The 14,458-nt window shown below is 75.6% G+C and carries 16 protein-coding genes and 1 tRNA gene; 13 read left to right on the top strand and 4 right to left on the bottom strand.

Features of this window, described 5'->3' with window-relative positions; all coding sequences use genetic code 11:
- Positions 1–36: 36 nt before the first annotated feature.
- The 3 genes from ACI6QG_RS02620 (at position 37) to ACI6QG_RS02630 (ending at position 1,928) form a co-directional block, all read left to right on the top strand.
- The gene (locus ACI6QG_RS02620) at positions 37–360 is read left to right on the top strand and encodes an NIPSNAP family protein (RefSeq protein ID WP_407022998.1); all 324 of its coding nucleotides are present in this window, start codon (positions 37–39) and stop codon (positions 358–360) included.
- 37 nt (positions 361–397) lie between these two features.
- A tRNA-His gene (locus ACI6QG_RS02625) sits at positions 398–473 on the top strand.
- A gap of 57 nt (positions 474–530) precedes the next feature.
- Positions 531–1,928: a phospholipase D family protein gene (locus tag ACI6QG_RS02630; protein WP_407022999.1), complete on the top strand. Its 1,398-nt coding sequence runs from the start codon at positions 531–533 to the stop codon at positions 1,926–1,928.
- On the opposite strand, the gene ACI6QG_RS02635 is transcribed toward ACI6QG_RS02630, so the two are convergent.
- Positions 1,872–2,603: an endonuclease/exonuclease/phosphatase family protein gene (locus tag ACI6QG_RS02635; protein ID WP_407023000.1), complete on the bottom strand. Its 732-nt coding sequence runs from the start codon at positions 2,601–2,603 to the stop codon at positions 1,872–1,874. The two genes, ACI6QG_RS02630 and ACI6QG_RS02635, sit on opposite strands and share 57 nt — an antisense overlap.
- A 78-nt stretch (positions 2,604–2,681) precedes the next feature.
- Complete coding sequence (locus tag ACI6QG_RS02640; protein WP_407023001.1) at positions 2,682–3,491, bottom strand: ferredoxin--NADP reductase; 810 nt, start codon at positions 3,489–3,491, stop codon at positions 2,682–2,684.
- Between the two features lie 53 nt (positions 3,492–3,544).
- Here ACI6QG_RS02640 and ACI6QG_RS02645 point away from each other — a divergent pair, with 53 nt between their 5' ends.
- From ACI6QG_RS02645 to ACI6QG_RS02665, 5 genes are all read left to right on the top strand, one after another.
- Positions 3,545–4,273: a GNAT family N-acetyltransferase gene (locus tag ACI6QG_RS02645; RefSeq protein ID WP_407023002.1), complete on the top strand. Its 729-nt coding sequence runs from the start codon at positions 3,545–3,547 to the stop codon at positions 4,271–4,273.
- 43 nt (positions 4,274–4,316) lie between these two features.
- Entirely contained in the window at positions 4,317–4,475 is a 159-nt protein-coding gene (locus tag ACI6QG_RS02650; protein ID WP_407023003.1) for a hypothetical protein, read from the top strand.
- 83 nt (positions 4,476–4,558) lie between these two features.
- Positions 4,559–5,938: an esterase-like activity of phytase family protein gene (locus ACI6QG_RS02655; RefSeq protein ID WP_407023004.1), complete on the top strand. Its 1,380-nt coding sequence runs from the start codon at positions 4,559–4,561 to the stop codon at positions 5,936–5,938.
- Positions 5,939–5,999: 61 nt separating this feature from the next.
- Complete coding sequence (locus tag ACI6QG_RS02660) at positions 6,000–7,202, top strand: amidase (RefSeq protein ID WP_407023005.1); 1,203 nt, start codon at positions 6,000–6,002, stop codon at positions 7,200–7,202.
- Positions 7,199–7,714: a GNAT family N-acetyltransferase gene (locus ACI6QG_RS02665; RefSeq protein WP_407023006.1), complete on the top strand. Its 516-nt coding sequence runs from the start codon at positions 7,199–7,201 to the stop codon at positions 7,712–7,714. Before ACI6QG_RS02660 ends, ACI6QG_RS02665 begins: the two co-directional genes overlap by 4 nt.
- Before the next feature lie 3 nt (positions 7,715–7,717).
- Here the strand turns inward: ACI6QG_RS02665 and ACI6QG_RS02670 are convergent, their stop codons facing one another.
- The gene (locus ACI6QG_RS02670) at positions 7,718–7,915 is read right to left on the bottom strand and encodes a hypothetical protein (protein WP_407023007.1); all 198 of its coding nucleotides are present in this window, start codon (positions 7,913–7,915) and stop codon (positions 7,718–7,720) included.
- 69 nt (positions 7,916–7,984) lie between these two features.
- Between ACI6QG_RS02670 and ACI6QG_RS02675 the strand changes: the two genes are divergently transcribed.
- Complete coding sequence (locus ACI6QG_RS02675; RefSeq protein ID WP_407023008.1) at positions 7,985–10,159, top strand: ATP-binding protein; 2,175 nt, start codon at positions 7,985–7,987, stop codon at positions 10,157–10,159.
- Here ACI6QG_RS02675 and ACI6QG_RS02680 read toward each other — a convergent pair.
- The gene (locus ACI6QG_RS02680) at positions 10,146–11,291 is read right to left on the bottom strand and encodes an ABC transporter substrate-binding protein (RefSeq protein WP_407023009.1); all 1,146 of its coding nucleotides are present in this window, start codon (positions 11,289–11,291) and stop codon (positions 10,146–10,148) included. The two genes, ACI6QG_RS02675 and ACI6QG_RS02680, sit on opposite strands and share 14 nt — an antisense overlap.
- 177 nt (positions 11,292–11,468) lie before the next feature.
- On the opposite strand from ACI6QG_RS02680, the gene ACI6QG_RS02685 reads away from it, so the two are divergent.
- From ACI6QG_RS02685 to ACI6QG_RS02700, 4 genes are read left to right on the top strand one after another with little or no spacing between them, the layout of a single operon-like run.
- Positions 11,469–12,464 carry an NAD(P)H-quinone oxidoreductase gene (locus tag ACI6QG_RS02685; RefSeq protein ID WP_407023010.1) on the top strand — a complete coding sequence of 332 codons (996 nt, stop codon included), beginning with the start codon at positions 11,469–11,471 and terminating at the stop codon, positions 12,462–12,464.
- On the top strand, positions 12,461–13,324 hold the full coding sequence (locus ACI6QG_RS02690) for a DMT family transporter (protein ID WP_407023011.1): 864 nt from the start codon (positions 12,461–12,463) through the stop codon (positions 13,322–13,324). The genes ACI6QG_RS02685 and ACI6QG_RS02690 overlap by 4 nt, the downstream gene beginning before the upstream one ends.
- A gap of 6 nt (positions 13,325–13,330) precedes the next feature.
- Entirely contained in the window at positions 13,331–14,083 is a 753-nt protein-coding gene (locus tag ACI6QG_RS02695; RefSeq protein WP_407023012.1) for an alpha/beta fold hydrolase, read from the top strand.
- Positions 14,080–14,451, top strand: coding sequence for an MAPEG family protein (locus tag ACI6QG_RS02700; protein ID WP_407023013.1), 372 nt, complete (start codon positions 14,080–14,082; stop codon positions 14,449–14,451). Before ACI6QG_RS02695 ends, ACI6QG_RS02700 begins: the two co-directional genes overlap by 4 nt.
- The last annotated feature ends 7 nt before the right edge of the window (positions 14,452–14,458 follow it).

A 14,458-nucleotide genomic window follows, 5' to 3' on the forward strand; every position in this document is an offset into this window, starting at 1 on the left:
GCAGGGTTCCCCCGCAACGCAAGGGGGAGATTCCCGATGATCGTCGAGCAGCGCATCTACACGATGCACCCGGGCACCATCGGCCACTACGTGAAGGCCTATGGCGAGGAGGGGCTGGCCATCCAGAAGCCCATCCTGGGCCGCCTGGTGGGCTGGTACACCACGGAGTTCGGCCCGCTGAACCAGGTGATCCACATGTGGGCCTACGAGAGCTTCGAGGAGCGCGCCGCCCGCCGCAAGGCGCTGTTCGCCGACCAGGCCTGGCTGGACTACCTGGCGAAGGTGCGCCCCTACATCGCCACCCAGGAAAGCAAGCTGCTGGTGCCGGCCGCCTTCACCCAGGTCCGCTGGGAGGATTGACCATGCCGGGCGCGGGCGGTATCCCGCGCCCCGTGCGGCGGTCGTAGCTCAGTTGGTAGAGCGCCAGGTTGTGGTCTTGGATGTCGCGGGTTCGAGTCCCGTCGATCGCCCCACCCCTTTCCCAGGCATCGGCCCTGGAAACCATGGGCCGCCGGGCTCATTTCCATTCCGTGGAGACCGAGGCCGAACACGCCCTGATGGAACGCGTCCCGCCTGGCGAGAGCCGGGCGGCGCTGGTGTGCGACAACCTGGACGCCTTCGCGATGCGCGTGCGCGCCGCCCGCGCCGCGCGGCACACGCTGGACCTGCAATACTACCATTGGCACGAGGACGTGACGGGCACCCTGCTGCTGGCCGAGGTGCTGGCCGCGGCGGACCGCGGCGTGCGGGTGCGCCTGCTGCTGGACGACCTCTACGTCCGCAAGGCCGAGCGCGCCCTGGCCACGCTGGACGCCCACCCCTGCGTCGAGGTGCGCCTGTACAACCCCTTCCACCTGCGCCGCGGCGGCACGGCAGGTGACCTGCTGGAGTTCCTGTGGGCCGGCTGGCGGCTGAACCACCGCATGCACAACAAGCTGTGGGTCACCGACGGCGTGCAGGTGATCGGCGGCGGCCGCAACATCGGCGACGAGTATTTCGACGCCTCCTCCCAGTTCAACTTCCGCGACCTGGACCTGGTGGTGGCCGGGCCGGCCGCCACCGGCGCCCTGCCGCGCTTCGAGCGCTACTGGGCCTCGCCCTGGGCGCGGCCGATCCAGCTGGTGGTGCGGCACCGCCCCTCGCATGGCGACCTGGGCAGCTTGCGGCGCGACCTCCAGGCAGCGCGCGAGGCGCCGGCGGCCGGGCGCTACCTCGGCCGCCTGGCGGAACGGCCGCAGCCCGGCGGCACCCTGGTGACGCTGGACCCCGCGGTGGTGCGCTTCGTGGCCGACCCGCCCGGCAAGGGCAAGGACCGCCGCCGCGACCCGGTGATGCTGCGCGAGGTCTCCATGGCCATGACGCAGGCGCGGCGGCAGGTGCTGATCGTCTCGCCCTATTTCGTGCCGGGGCGGCGCGGCGCGCGCTCCCTGCTGGCGTTGCGGCGGCGGGGGGTGGAGGTGGCGGTGCTGACCAACTCGCTGGCCGCGACCGACGTGCTGGCGGTGCATGGCGGCTACGCGCGCTATCGCCGGCGCCTGCTGCGCGCCGGGGTGCGGCTGCACGAGATGAAGCGCGGCGGGCAGCAGGGCGGCAGCCTGCTCGGCTCCGGCCGCGCCTCGCTGCACACCAAGGCCTTCCTGGTGGACGGGGAGGAGCTGTTCGTCGGCTCCTACAACCTCGACCCGCGCTCGGCGCACCTGAACACCGAGGGCGGCTGCTTCGTGCGCCACCCCGAGCTGGCGGCGGCGCTGGCGGCGGAGTTCAGCCGCCTGACGGCGACGGAGCACTCCTGGGCGGTGCGGCTGGAGGGGCACCGGCTGAGCTGGCGCGACGGCGGCCCGCCGCTGCACCACGAGCCAGACACCAGCCTGTCACGCCGCGTCCTGGCCCGGATCGCGGGCTGGCTGCCGATCGAGGCGCACCTTTAGCTGCTTCCGCCGTTCGTCCACCGCCGCACCCAGGCGGGACAGCCACGGCGCCCGCTGGGCCGCGGTCTCGGCCGGGGCCAGCTGCACCACGATGGGGCGGTGGTCGGAACGGCCGGAGCGCAGGGCCCGCGCGCCGGTGCAGGTCAGGCCGCGGGCCAGGCAGCGGTCAATCCGCACCGGCAGCACGTCGCCCGAGACGTGGGTGGGCTCGCGCGGGCCGATGTCGCGGAAGCCGGGCAGCAGGGCGTGGCCCACCATGTTGAAGTCGCCCAGGATGGCCGCGCGCTCGGGCAGCGCGCGGGCGATGGCGCGCAGCTGGCGGCGGTTCAGCATCTGCCCGTGCGAGAGGTGGACATTGGCCACGGTGAAGCCGCCGACGTCCAGCAGCAGGCAGATGCGCCGGAACATGGCGCCGCGCTGCAGCGCCATGACCTGCGGCGGCATGTGTAGCGGCTCCGGGCTCCAGGCGGCCAGCCCGTGGATGCGGCCGGGCAGGTTGGAGCGGAAGTAGTGCCCGCCCGCGATGGCGGGCAGGTCGTCCGTCGCCTCCGTCGCCTCCTGCATCAGGAACAGGGCCGGGCGCTCGCGCTGGATCAGGCGGGCCACCTCCTCCACCCGCGCGCCGACGGTGTGCAGCAGGTTCCAGGACACGATCTTGACGGGGGAGGGGGTCACGCGGGCACTCCGGCAGGGCAGGTTGGGCAACGCCGCGGCGCGGCGCGCGTCACGCCGGCGATTCTCCCCGCGCCAGGGTTACTTGGTGACGAAGGCCTTTTCCACCACGAAGGAGCCGGGGGCGCTGTTGGTGCCCTCGACGAAGCCGCGGGCATCCAGCAGGGCGCGGCAATCGGCGTTCATCGCCTCCGAGCCGCAGATCATCACGCGGTCCCGCGCGGGGTCTAACGGCTCCACCCCGGCCTCGCGCTCGGCGGCGCCGGATTCCAGGCGGGTGGTGATGCGCCCGGTGACCGGGAAGGGCTCGCGCGTCACCGCGGGCAGGTAGACCAGCTTGGCGCGCACGTCCTCGCCCAGCAGCTCGTGCTCCGGCAGCTCGTGGGTGATGTATTCGCGGTAGGCCAGCTCCCGCGCCTCGCGCACCGTGTGGGCCAGGATCACGCGGTCGAACTTCGCGTAGACCTCCGGGTCGCGCACCAGCGACATGAAGGGCGCCAGGCCAGTGCCGGTGGCCAGCATCCACAGGTTGCGGCCGGGCAGCAGGTTGTCGGTGATCAGCGTGCCCACCGGCTTGCGGCCGATCAGCACCTTCTCCCCCACCCGGATGTGCTGCAGGCGCGAGGTCAGCGGCCCGTCCGGCACCTTGATGGACAGGAACTCCAGCTGCTCCTCCCAGGCGGGCGAGACCATGGAGTAGGCGCGCACCAGCGGCTTGCCGCCGACCAGCAGCCCGATCATGGCGAACTGGCCGGAGGTGAAGCGCAGCGCCGGGTCGCGCGTGCAGGTGAAGGAGAACAGCCGGTCGGTCCAGTGGTGGACGGAGGTCACCTCCTCGGCGTGGTAGCCGGGCGGGGCGGCGGTGATCTGGTCGTGGCCGGTGTCCATCATGGCGGCGGTTTTGCGTCCCGTGACGGGCGGGCGCAAGCGGGTCACGCTCCGGCATGGACGATTTTCAGCCCCCGGCCGACCCCGATTCGCACCCCCCGGTGGGCCCCCGCGTGGACGCCACGCCGCGGCCCATCCCGGCGCGCATCCCCCACCGCGGCCGCGCGGTGGACCTGGAGCCGCTGCACCCCCGCCACGCGGCCGAGCTGTGGCAGGCCGCCCAGGCCGACCGCGACGGCGCCGGCTGGGCCTACCTGGGCTACGGCCCCTTCGACGGCGCGGCGGCGATGCGCGCCCACGTCGCCGCCTTCGCCGCCCGGCACGACCCCATGGCCTGGGCGGTGCGCCCGCACGCCACCGGCACCGCCGATGGCTGGCTGACCCTGATGGAGATCCACCCCGCCGACGCGCACATCGAGCTCGGCCACATCTGGTTCTCGCCCCGCCTGCAGCGCACCCGCGCCGCCACCGAGGCCATGTTCCTGCTGATGCGCCACGCGATGGACGAGCTGGGCTACCGCCGCCTGACCTGGAAGTGCAACGCGCTGAACGCCCCCTCGCGACGCGCCGCCGCCCGGCTGGGCTTCACCTACGAGGGCACGCTGCGCAACGTGGCGGTGGTGAAGGGAAGGCGGCGCGACACCGCCTGGTACTCCATCCTGGACGAGGAATGGCCGGCGCGGCGCGACGCCATCGCCGCCTGGCTGGACGATGCCAACTGGGACACCGCCGGCCGGCCGCGCGCCTCGCTGCGGCGCACAGTCACCGGTGGAACCGGCGCCTGAAGACGGCTAGGTTTCGCGGATGTAACGCCAAGGAGAGCCTCCGATGCTGGGACTGGAATATGGCGACCTGCTGGGCTGGGCGCTGATCGCCGCCGCGGGGGTGTACACGCTGACCCAGGCGCGGCTGCCGCTGGGCGCCGCGGTCGCGGCGGCGGCGCTGGCGGGCATCATGACCAAGACGGTGCTGCTGGAACTGGTTTGACGCTTCCGCAACCGGGGCGTCACGCGCCGGACATGCACGCCGCCTAGGTCACCTCCCGGTCCGACGAACCGGGAGAACCACCGATGCGACGCCTGCTCCTCGCCACCGCCGCCGCCCTGGCGCTCGCCGCGCCGGCCCTGGCGGACACCCGCTTCGAGGCGGTGCTGGCCGGCCACGCCATCCTGCCCGCCGCCACCTTCGTGCAGCCGCCGCCGGGCGCGCCGGAAAGCCTGGCCACCTCCGGCCGCTTCGCCGGCCCGGACAATGCGCGCGTCGAGGAGCGCGGGCGGGTGCCCGGCGACACCGGCGCGGTGCACGGCCGCCGGGCCACCGGCCTGTCGCTGCCCTTCGCCGGGCAGCCGGTGCAGGGCTTCTCCGGCATCCGCCCCGCCGGGGATGGCAGCTACTGGGTGACGCAGGACAACGGCTTCGGCAACCGCCGCAACAGCGCCGACGCGCTGCTGATGCTGCATCGCATCCGCCCCGACTTCGCCGCCGGCACCGTGGCCATCGAGCGCACGGTGTTCCTGTCCGACCCCGACCGCGTCGCCGCCTTCCCCATCGTGAACGAGCACACGCCGGGCCGCCTGCTGACCGGCGCCGACTTCGACCTGGAAAGCATCCAGCCCGCCGCCGATGGCGGCTTCTGGCTGGGCGAGGAGTTCGGCCCCTTCCTGCTGCGCGTGGACGCCGAGGGGCGGCTGCGCCAGGTGGTGCAGACGGTGCTGGACGGCGAGCCCATCCGCTCGCCCGACCACCCCGCGCTGCAGGTGGCCGCGACGCCGGCCGCGGGCGTGGCCTTTCGCGCCCGCCGCTCCGGCGGCTACGAGGGCATGGCGATGACGCCGGACGGCGCGCGCATCTGGGCGATGCTGGAGCAGCCGCTGTTCGCCGCCGGGTCGGACCGGCCGGAGGGCGCCTTCCTGCGCGTGCTGGAGCTGGACGCGGCGCGCGGCGCCTGGACCGGGCGCTCCGTCCGCTTCCGGCTGGCGGAGGGCGCCACCGCCATCGGCGACTTCAACTTCATCGACGGCCGCCGCGCCCTGGTCATCGAGCGCGACAACGGCGAGGGCGACCCCGGCATGGCCTGCGCCGCCGGCACCCAGCCCAGCGCCGCCGCGCCCTGCTTCCCGCTGCCGGCGCGGGTGAAGCGCGTCACGCTGGTGGACATGGAGTCGGTGGACGCCGAGGGCTTCGTGCGCAAGATCGGCCACGTGGACCTGATGGCCATCCGCGACCCGCGCCGCCTGGCCCGCCAGCACGGCGACCGCCCGCCGGGCACGCCGGCGGAGCTGGCCACCATGCCCTTCTTCACCATCGAGAACGTGGCGGCGGTGGATGGCGAGCACATCATCGTCGGCAACGACAACAACCTGCCGTTCAGCGCCGGCCGCCACCTGGGCCGGGCGGACGACAACGAGCTGCTGCTGCTGCACGTGCCGGAACTGCTGGCGGCGCGCTGACTTGGCGCGCGGGGCGGGGCTGCCTAACATGGCAGCCCTTGCTGCCCCCAGGACTGCCCGCATGACCGCCGAGGATCCCGCCAGCGCCTTCGTCCCCGGCCCGCGCGCCGCGCTGGCGCCGACCGGGCGCGGCCCGCTCGACGGCACGAGCTTCGCCGCCAAGGACCTGTTCGACGTGGCGGGGCACCCCACCACCTACGGCAACCCGGACTGGGCGCGCACCCACCCGGTGGCCGCCGCCACCGCGCCGGCCATCCTTGCCCTGCTGGACGCCGGTTCCCGGCTGGTCGGCAAGACCAAGACCGTCGAGCTGGCCTTCGGCCTCACCGGCGAGAACATCCACCACGGCACCCCGCTGAACCCCAGGGCGCCGGACCGCTTCCCCGGCGGGTCCTCCTGCGGCTCGGCGGCGGCGGTGGCGGCGGGCACGGTGGACATCGCGCTGGGCAGCGACACCGGCGGCTCGGTGCGCATCCCGGCCTCCTATTGCGGGGTGTGGGGGATGCGGCCCTCCTGGGGGGCGGTGTCGCTCACCGGCGCCCGGGCGCTGGGGCCGGCCTTCGACACCTGCGGCTGGTTCGCGCGCTCCGCCCGGCTGCTGCGGCTGGCCGGCGAGGCGCTGCTGCCGCTGGACACCGTGCCCGATTCGACCCTGGGCCCGGTGCTGAAGGCGCAGACCGCCTGGATCAACGCCGAGCCGGCGACCGCCGCCGCGGTGCTGCCCGCCTTCGAGGCGCTGGAGCACCTGGTCAACCTGGGCGTCGCCGTCCGCGTCGAAGGCTATCCCGGCGTGCTGGAGCGCACCTTCGAGGCCTTCCGCTGCATCCAGGCGCAGGAGGCCTGGGCCACGCTGGGCTCCTGGATCGCCGCCACCGGGCCCAGCTTCGGCCCCGGCGTGGGCGAGCGCTTCGCCGCCGCGCGGGACATGGACCCCGGCAAGGTGGCCGATGCCCGGCGCTTCCGGCTGCGCTTCGCCCAGCGCCTGCGCGCCGTGCTGGCCGGCGGCGGGGTGATGGCCTACCCGACCTCGCCCATCCCGGCCCCGCTGCTCTCGGCCACGCAGGCCGAGCAGGACGCGGTGCGCGCCCGCACCATGGGCGTCACCGCCATCGCCGGCCTCGCCGGGCTGCCGGAGGTGAGCATCCCCGCCGGGCTGGTGGACGGGGCGCCGGTCGGGCTCTCGCTGGTGGCGGCGCCGGGGCGGGACCGCGCCCTGCTGGCGCTGGCGGAGCGCCTTTCGGTCGAGCTGGGATTGGACGCATGATCATCCGCGACGCCACGCCGGCCGACGTGCCGGCCATCGCCGCCATCTACGCGCACCACGTGCGCACCGGCACCGGCACCTTCGAGGAGGAGCCGCCCGCGGAGGCGGAGGTGGCCGCGCGGCTGGCCCGCGTGCAGGAGCGCGGCTGGGCCTGGCTGGTGGCCGAGCATGCGGGCCAGGTGCAGGGCTACGCCTACTACGCCCAGTTCCGCGACCGCAGCGCCTACCGCTTCACCGCGGAGGACAGCATCTACGTGCGCGACGACGTGCGCGGCATGGGGGTGGGCAAGGCGCTGGTGCAGGCCTTGCTGGACCGCGCGGCCGCGCAGGGCTTCCGCCAGATGCTGGCCGTGATCGGCGACAGCGAGAACGTCGGCTCCATCGGGCTGCACGCCTCGCTGGGGTTCCGCACCGTGGGCACCATGAAGGCGGTGGGGCTGAAGTTCGGGCAGTGGGTGGACGTGGTCACCATGCAGCGGGCGCTGGGCGAGGGCGAGCGCAGCCTGCCCTGATCCTCACTTGCCCTTGCGCGGGGGCGCCGGCGCGGGCTTGAGGTCGCGCAGCCAGATCACGCTCAGGCGCTCCGCCGCGGGGGCGGGGGGCGTCGCGGGCGGCGCCGGGGGCGTCGCCGGTGGCTTCGCCTCCTTGCCGCGATCTCGATCTGGGTTTCCGGCCATCCCCCGGAAAATGCCGCCATTGCGCGCGTGGAACATCCCGGTTCACTACGTATCGGGCGCGCATGGGTGGCAGACAGCGCGGGCGGGGCGGGGCAATCTGGCCGCATGCCTGCTTCCGCCTCCGTTCCCGCCTGGCCGTTGCGCCGGCACCTGCGCGCGCTCGTGCTGCTGGCCTTCGCGCCGATGCTGCTGGTGGGGGCGCTGACCGCCGGCGAGCTGGCGCTGCGCCTGCGCGACAGCCAGGAGGCGCGGCTGGCCGCCGCCGCGCATACCGCCCGGCTGGCGCTGGAGCGCGAGATCGAATCGGTCATCCTGGTGCTGCAAACGCTGGCGCTCTCCCCCGCGCTGGACGGCGCGGCGCCGGACCTTCCCGCCTTCCGCGCGCAGGCGGAGGCCGCGGGGCGGCTGCTCGGCGGCTGGGTGGTGCTGGCGCCGCCCGGGGAGGCGCCGCAGCAGGCGATGAACACCCGGCTGGCGCCCGGCCAGCCGCTGCCGCTGCTGCGCCCCGACGGCCCGCTGCGCGCGGCGATGGCGCAGCGGCGCCCGGTGGTGCGCGGGGTGATGGAGCCCGAGGGCGGCGTGGTGTCCGTCGCCGTGCCGGTGCTGCGCGGGGGCGAGGTGCGCGGCGCCCTCTCGGCGCCGCTGGAGGAGCGGCGGCTGGCCCGGGTGCTGGGCGCGCAGGCCGCGGTGGGCGAGGGCCATGCCGCCTTCGCCCTGACCCGCGACCACCGCGTCATCGCGCGCACGCCGGTGGAGGAAGGCCTGCGCGGCACCGTGCCGGAGGCGCTGCGCGCCGCGCTGGAAGGCCGGCAGGCCGGGCTGGTCCGCACCGCCGGGCTGGACGGCATGGACAGCGTGATCGCCTTCGCGCGGCTGCCGGCCACCGGCTGGGTGGCGGCGGTGCGCGAGCCGGCGGCGGAGTTCGAGGCGGCGTGGCGGGACCCGGCGCTGCGGCTGCTGCTGCTGGCGCTGGCGCTGGTGACGGCGGGGATGCTGGTCGCCGCCTGGCACGCGCGGCGGCTGGCGCGGCCGCTGGCCCGGCTGGCGGGGCGGCTGGCCGGCAGCGGCCCGGGCGCCCGCGTGGCCGAATACGCGGAGCTGGAGGTGGCGGTGCGCGGCATGGAGGCCGCGCTGCGCCGCGAGGCGGAGAACAGCGCCCGCGTGGCGCGCGAGGCCGAGGATGACCGCCGCCTGCTGTCCTCCGTGATGCAGAGCGTGCCGGACCCGATCTTCGTGAAGGACCTGGCGCTGCGCTACGTGCTGATCAACGAGGCCGGGGCGACCGCGATCGGCCGGCCCATCGAGGAGATCATCGGCCGCACCGACACCGAGTTCTTCGCCCCCGAGATCGCCGCCGCCATCAACCGCACCGACCGGACGGCGATCGAGGCGGAGCTGTTCCGCGAGCAGGAGGAGCGCATCGTCGGCGCCGACGGGCGCGAGGTGTGGTTCCTCTCCCTCAAGGGCCCCTGGCGGGACGGGCGCGGCGAGGTGTCCGGGCTGATCGGGGTGGCGCGCGACGTGACGGGCCGCAAGGCCACCGAGCAGCGCCTCGCCCGCGCCGAGGCCGCCATGCGCCGCATCGCCCGCGCCGATTCGATGGCGGCGATGAGCGTCGGGCTGGCGCACGAGCTGAACCAGCCCCTGGCGGCCGCCAGCAACTTCCTGCGCGCCGCCCGCCGCCTGGCCGAGGGCGACCCGCCGGCCGCCGACCGCCTGCTGATGGCGCGCGATGCCATGGCCGACGCCGCGGCGCAGGTGGTGCGCGCGGGCGAGATCATCCATCGCCTGCGCGACTTCGTGAACCGCGGCGACACGGAGCGGCGGCGGGTGGAGCTGGGCGCGCTGGCGCTGGAATCCGTCACCATGGCCCGCGCCTCCCGCGGGATGGACGCCGCGCCGGTGCCGGTGGTGATGGACGGGCGCACTCACCAGGTGATGGGCGACGCGGTGCAGCTGCAGCAGGTGGCGGTGAACCTGCTGCGCAACGCGCTGGAAGCGGTGGAGGGGCAGTCGCCGCCGCGGGTGATGCTGCGGCTGGTGCAGGCCGGCGCGCAGATCCGCATGGAGGTGGAGGACAACGGCCCCGGCATCCCGCCCGAGGTGCTGGACCGGCTGTTCGAGCCCTTCCAGTCCTCCAAGGCCGACGGCATGGGGGTGGGGCTGTCCATCTGCCGAGCCATCGTGGAGGCGCATGACGGCACGCTGGAGGCGCTGCCGGCCGAGGGCGGCGGCACGGTGATGCGGGTGACGCTGCCGGCCGCCCTCAGGGTCGGCTGAGCGGGGCCACCGCGGCGGCCTCGGGCCACACCGCCACCGGGCGCCCGCCCTGCCATTGCGCCAGCACCGGCGCGGCGCGCGCGTTCAGCCCGCGCTCGTCCAGCCGCCAGCCCCAGCCATTGGGCAAAGCGCCTTCCGGCAGGTCCAGCGCGGCCAGGGCGGCGCGCAGCGCCCCGCGCTCGCCCGGGGCGGCCAGCACGGCGCGCGCCGCCCCCATCGCCGCCAGCGAGAGGCCGGAGCGCGGCGCAGCGCCCCAGCGGCGCTGGTAGACCTCGGCGAAGGGGCGCGCGCCGGGTGCGAAGGCCTCGGCGCTGGCGATGGGCGGGGCGTCGGCCACCAGCACGCCCTCGATGCCCGGGGCGCGGGCCATCTCCATCAGGCTCCAGGCGGCGCCCAGCCCCAGCAGGATGGGCGGGCGCCAGCCGCCTTCGGACAGCGCGCGCAGCAGGGAAGCGGCGTCGGCCTCGTTGCCGGCGTGCAGCACGGCGTCCACCCCGGCGGCGCGCAGCCGGGCGGCCAGCGCCGGCATCTCGGCGCTGCGGGCGGAGTGGGCCACGCGATCGGCCACCGCCAGGCCGGCGCCGCGCAGCGCCGCCTCCGCGGCCAGCGCCAGGCTCTCGGCCGAAGGGCCGGCCTCGTGCAGGATGGCCACGCGCCAGGCGTCGGCGGGGCGTCCCAGCGCCTGGGGCAGGGCGCGGGCGAAGGCGTCGGCCACCAGGGCGGCGTGCGCCGCCGCCCCCGGCCCGGCGCGCACCAGCGCGCGCGAGGCGCGCTCGGGCAGCGAATCGGCGGCGGAAACCAGTTCGACGAAAGGCACCTCCGCCGGTTCCGCCGCCTGCAGCGCGGCCAGCGCGGCCTGGGCGGAGGCGCTGCCGAACAGCACGCCCACGCGCTCCTGCGTCACCAGGCGGCGGGCCTCGGCCAGGGCGGCGGCGGCGTCGGCGGCCTCGGCGCGGATCAGGCGGGCGGGGCGGGGGCGCGCCTCCTCCACCGCCATCTCCACGCCGCGCAGCGCCTCGTCGCCCAGCAGGGAGGCGGGGGGGAACAGGGCGCCCACGCGCAGCTCCGCCGGCGCCTGCGCCAGGGCCGGGGCGGCGAGGGCGAGCAGCGGCAGGGCGCGGCGCGGGATCACCGTGGCAGCATCGCCGCCCGCGCGGCCGGGCGCAACGTGCTCCGCGCGCCTGGGCGCAGCGTGCCCCACGTGGCTGCGCGCGACGTGGTGCACACGGGCGCGCGCGAAGCCGTCCGCGCGGCTTGACGCTGCCGGGGCGGCGGTGTGCGGTGCGCGCGACGGATGCGGGAGGACAGGATGCGCTTCATCACCCATGGCGAAGGTGGCGGGCCCGAGGTGCTTCGCCCGGCCGAAGGCCCGGCGCCGGAGCCGGCGGCGGACGAGGTGCTCATCAAGGTCGCGGCCATCGGCGTGAACCGGCCGGACGTGGCGCAGCGCCAGGGCAAGTACCCGCCGCCGCCCGGCGCCTCGCCGGTGATCGGCCTGGAATGCGCGGGCGAGGTGGCGGCGGTGGGCGCCGCCTGCACGCGCTTCCGCGTCGGCGACCGCGTCTGCGCGCTGACCAACGGCGGCGCCTACGCCGAATACGCCGTGGCGCCGGAGGCCCAGGCGCTGCCCTGGCCCGCCGGCTTCGACGCGCTGCGGGCGGCGGCGCTGCCCGAAACCTACTTCACCGTCTGGGCCAACCTGTTCGGCACGCCGCACAGCGCCGGCGGCGCCCTGAAGCCGGGCGAGACGGTGCTGGTGCACGGCGGCACCTCGGGCATCGGCGTCACCGCCATCCAGCTGGCCAAGGCCTTCGGCGCCACCGTGCTGGCCACCGCGGGCACGGAGGCCAAGTGCGCCGAGGCGCTGCGCTTCGGCGCCGACCACGCCATCAACTACCGCGCGCAGGATTTCGTGGCGGAGGTGAAGGCGCGCACCGGCGGCGCGCTGTGCGACGTGGTGCTGGACATGGTGGGCGCGCCCTATTTCGCACGCAACCTGCGCTGCCTGCGGATGGACGGGCGGCTGGTGCTGATCGCCTTCCTGGGCGGCGAGGTGGCGGAGGCGGTGGACCTGCGCCCCATCATGGTGCGCCGCCTGACGGTGACCGGCAGCACCATGCGCCCGCGCAGCACCGCCCAGAAGGCGGAGATCGCCCGCGCGCTGGAGGAGCGGGTCTGGCCGCTGCTGGCCAGGGGCGTGGCGCTGCCGCACATCCACGCCACCTTCCCGCTGGACCGCGCGGCGGAGGCGCACGCGCTGATGGAATCCTCCGCGCATGTGGGGAAGATCATGCTGACGCCATGACGCAGGCGCGCGCGCTGCGGCTGCTGGGGCTGGCGGTGCTGCTGTTCGGCGGCGTGTGGCCGGTGACCAAGCACGCCCTGGCCGAGGCCAGCCCACTGTGGTTCGGCTTCGGCCGGGCGGCGCTGGCCGCGCTGTCCGCCGCCGCGGTGCTGGGCGCGCTCGGCCGGCTGCGCTGGCCGGGGCGGGAGGACCTGCCGGCGCTGCTGGCGGTCGGGCTGCTGCAGATCGGCGCCTTCTTCGCGCTGGCGCACCTGGCGCTGGCCTTCGTGCCGGCCGGGCGCACCGCCATCCTGGGCAACGTCACCATCTTCTGGCTGGTGCCGCTCTCGGTGCTGCTGCTGCGCGAGCGCGTGTCGGCCCGGCGCTGGGCGGCGGCCGCACTGGGCCTGGCCGGGGTGGCGGCGATGACCGGGCCCTGGGCCTTCGACTGGTCGGCGCCGGGCATGCTGGCGGGGCACGGGCTGCTGCTGCTGGCCTCGCTGGCCTGGAGCCTCGCCATCATCGCCACCCGCCTGCGCCCGCCGCGCGCGCCGATGCTGGAGCTGCTGCCCTTCGTCTTCGCGCTGGGCGCGCTGCTGATCCTGCCCTTCGCGCTGGCGAGGGAGCCCGGCGGCGGGGTGGGCGCGCCCGCCTGGCCGGCGCTGCTGTTCATCGGGCTGGTGGCCGCGCCGGTGGGCACCTGGGCGGTCATCGAGGCCGGGCGCCACCTGAACGCCGTGCTGGCCTCGCTGGGCTTCCTGCTGGTGCCGGTGGTGGGGGTGGCGCTGGCGACGTTGTGGCTGCATGAGCCCCTGGGCTGGGACCTGCTGCTGGGCGGTGCGCTGGTGGTGGCCTCGGTGGCGCTGGCGGCGAAGGGATAGGGGCGGATGCGGCTGAACGTGACGGTGATGGGCGATGGGCCGCCCCTGCTGCTGGCGCACGGGCTGTACGGCCAGGGGCGCAACTGGGGCGGCGTCGGCAAGGCGCTGGCCCGGCGCTTCCGGGTGCTGATGCCCGACCTGCGCAACCACGGCGACAGCCCGCAGGCCGCCGGCATGACCTATGCCGACATGGCGGGCGACCTGGCAGAGCTGCTGCGCGCGCAGGGGGCGGCCGGGGCCACGGTGCTGGGCCATTCCATGGGCGGCAAGGCGGCGATGGCGCTGGCGCTGCGCCACGGCGCGCTGGTGGGGCGGCTGGTGGTCTGCGACATCGCGCCGCGCCGCTACGCCCCCGCGCTGCGGCCCTTCCTGGCCGGGATGCGCGCCCTGGCGCTGCCGGAAGGGCTGACCCGGCGCGAGGCCGACGCCGCCCTGGCCGACAGCGTGCCCGATGCCGGCATCCGCGGCTTCCTGCTGCAATCGCTGGATTTCGAGGCCCAGCCGCCGCGCTGGAAGCTGGGGCTGGCCGCCATCGCCGCCGGCATGCCCGACATCGAGGGCTTCGACGAGGACGGCCGCTACGAGGGCGAGACGCTGGTCATCGCCGGCGCGCGCTCCGACTACATCGAGCCGGAGGATCGCGCGCTGTTCCTGCGCCTGTTCCCCCGCGCCGCCTTCCGCGTGGTGGAGGGGGCGGGGCACTGGGTGCACGCCGACAACCCGCGCGGCTTCCTGGCGGTGCTGGAGGAATGGCTGTGATCACCGGCACCTGGGCGGCGCTGCTGGCGCTGCTCTACCTCGCGCTGTCCGTGCTGGTGATCCGCCAGCGCTACCGCTCGCGCACCGCCATCGGGCTGGGCACGGCGGAGGGGCTGCTGCGGGCGTCGCGCGCGCATGGCAACTTCGCCGAATACGTGCCGCTGGCGCTGGTGCTGATGCTGCTGCTGGAACAGGGCGGGGCGCCGGCCTTCCTGCTGCACGGGCTGGGCGCGGCGCTGCTGCTGGGCCGGGCCTCGCACGCCTGGGGCATCTCGCGCAGCCCGGAGCGGCTGCGCTTCCGGCAGCTGGGCATGCTGGCCACCTTCGGCGTGCTGGCGGTGGCGGCGCTGGCGCTGCTGCTGCGTTGACGGCGGG

The sequence above is a fragment of the Sabulicella flocculans genome, assembly GCF_045449635.1.
Classification (GTDB): Bacteria; Pseudomonadota; Alphaproteobacteria; order Acetobacterales; family Acetobacteraceae; genus Roseococcus.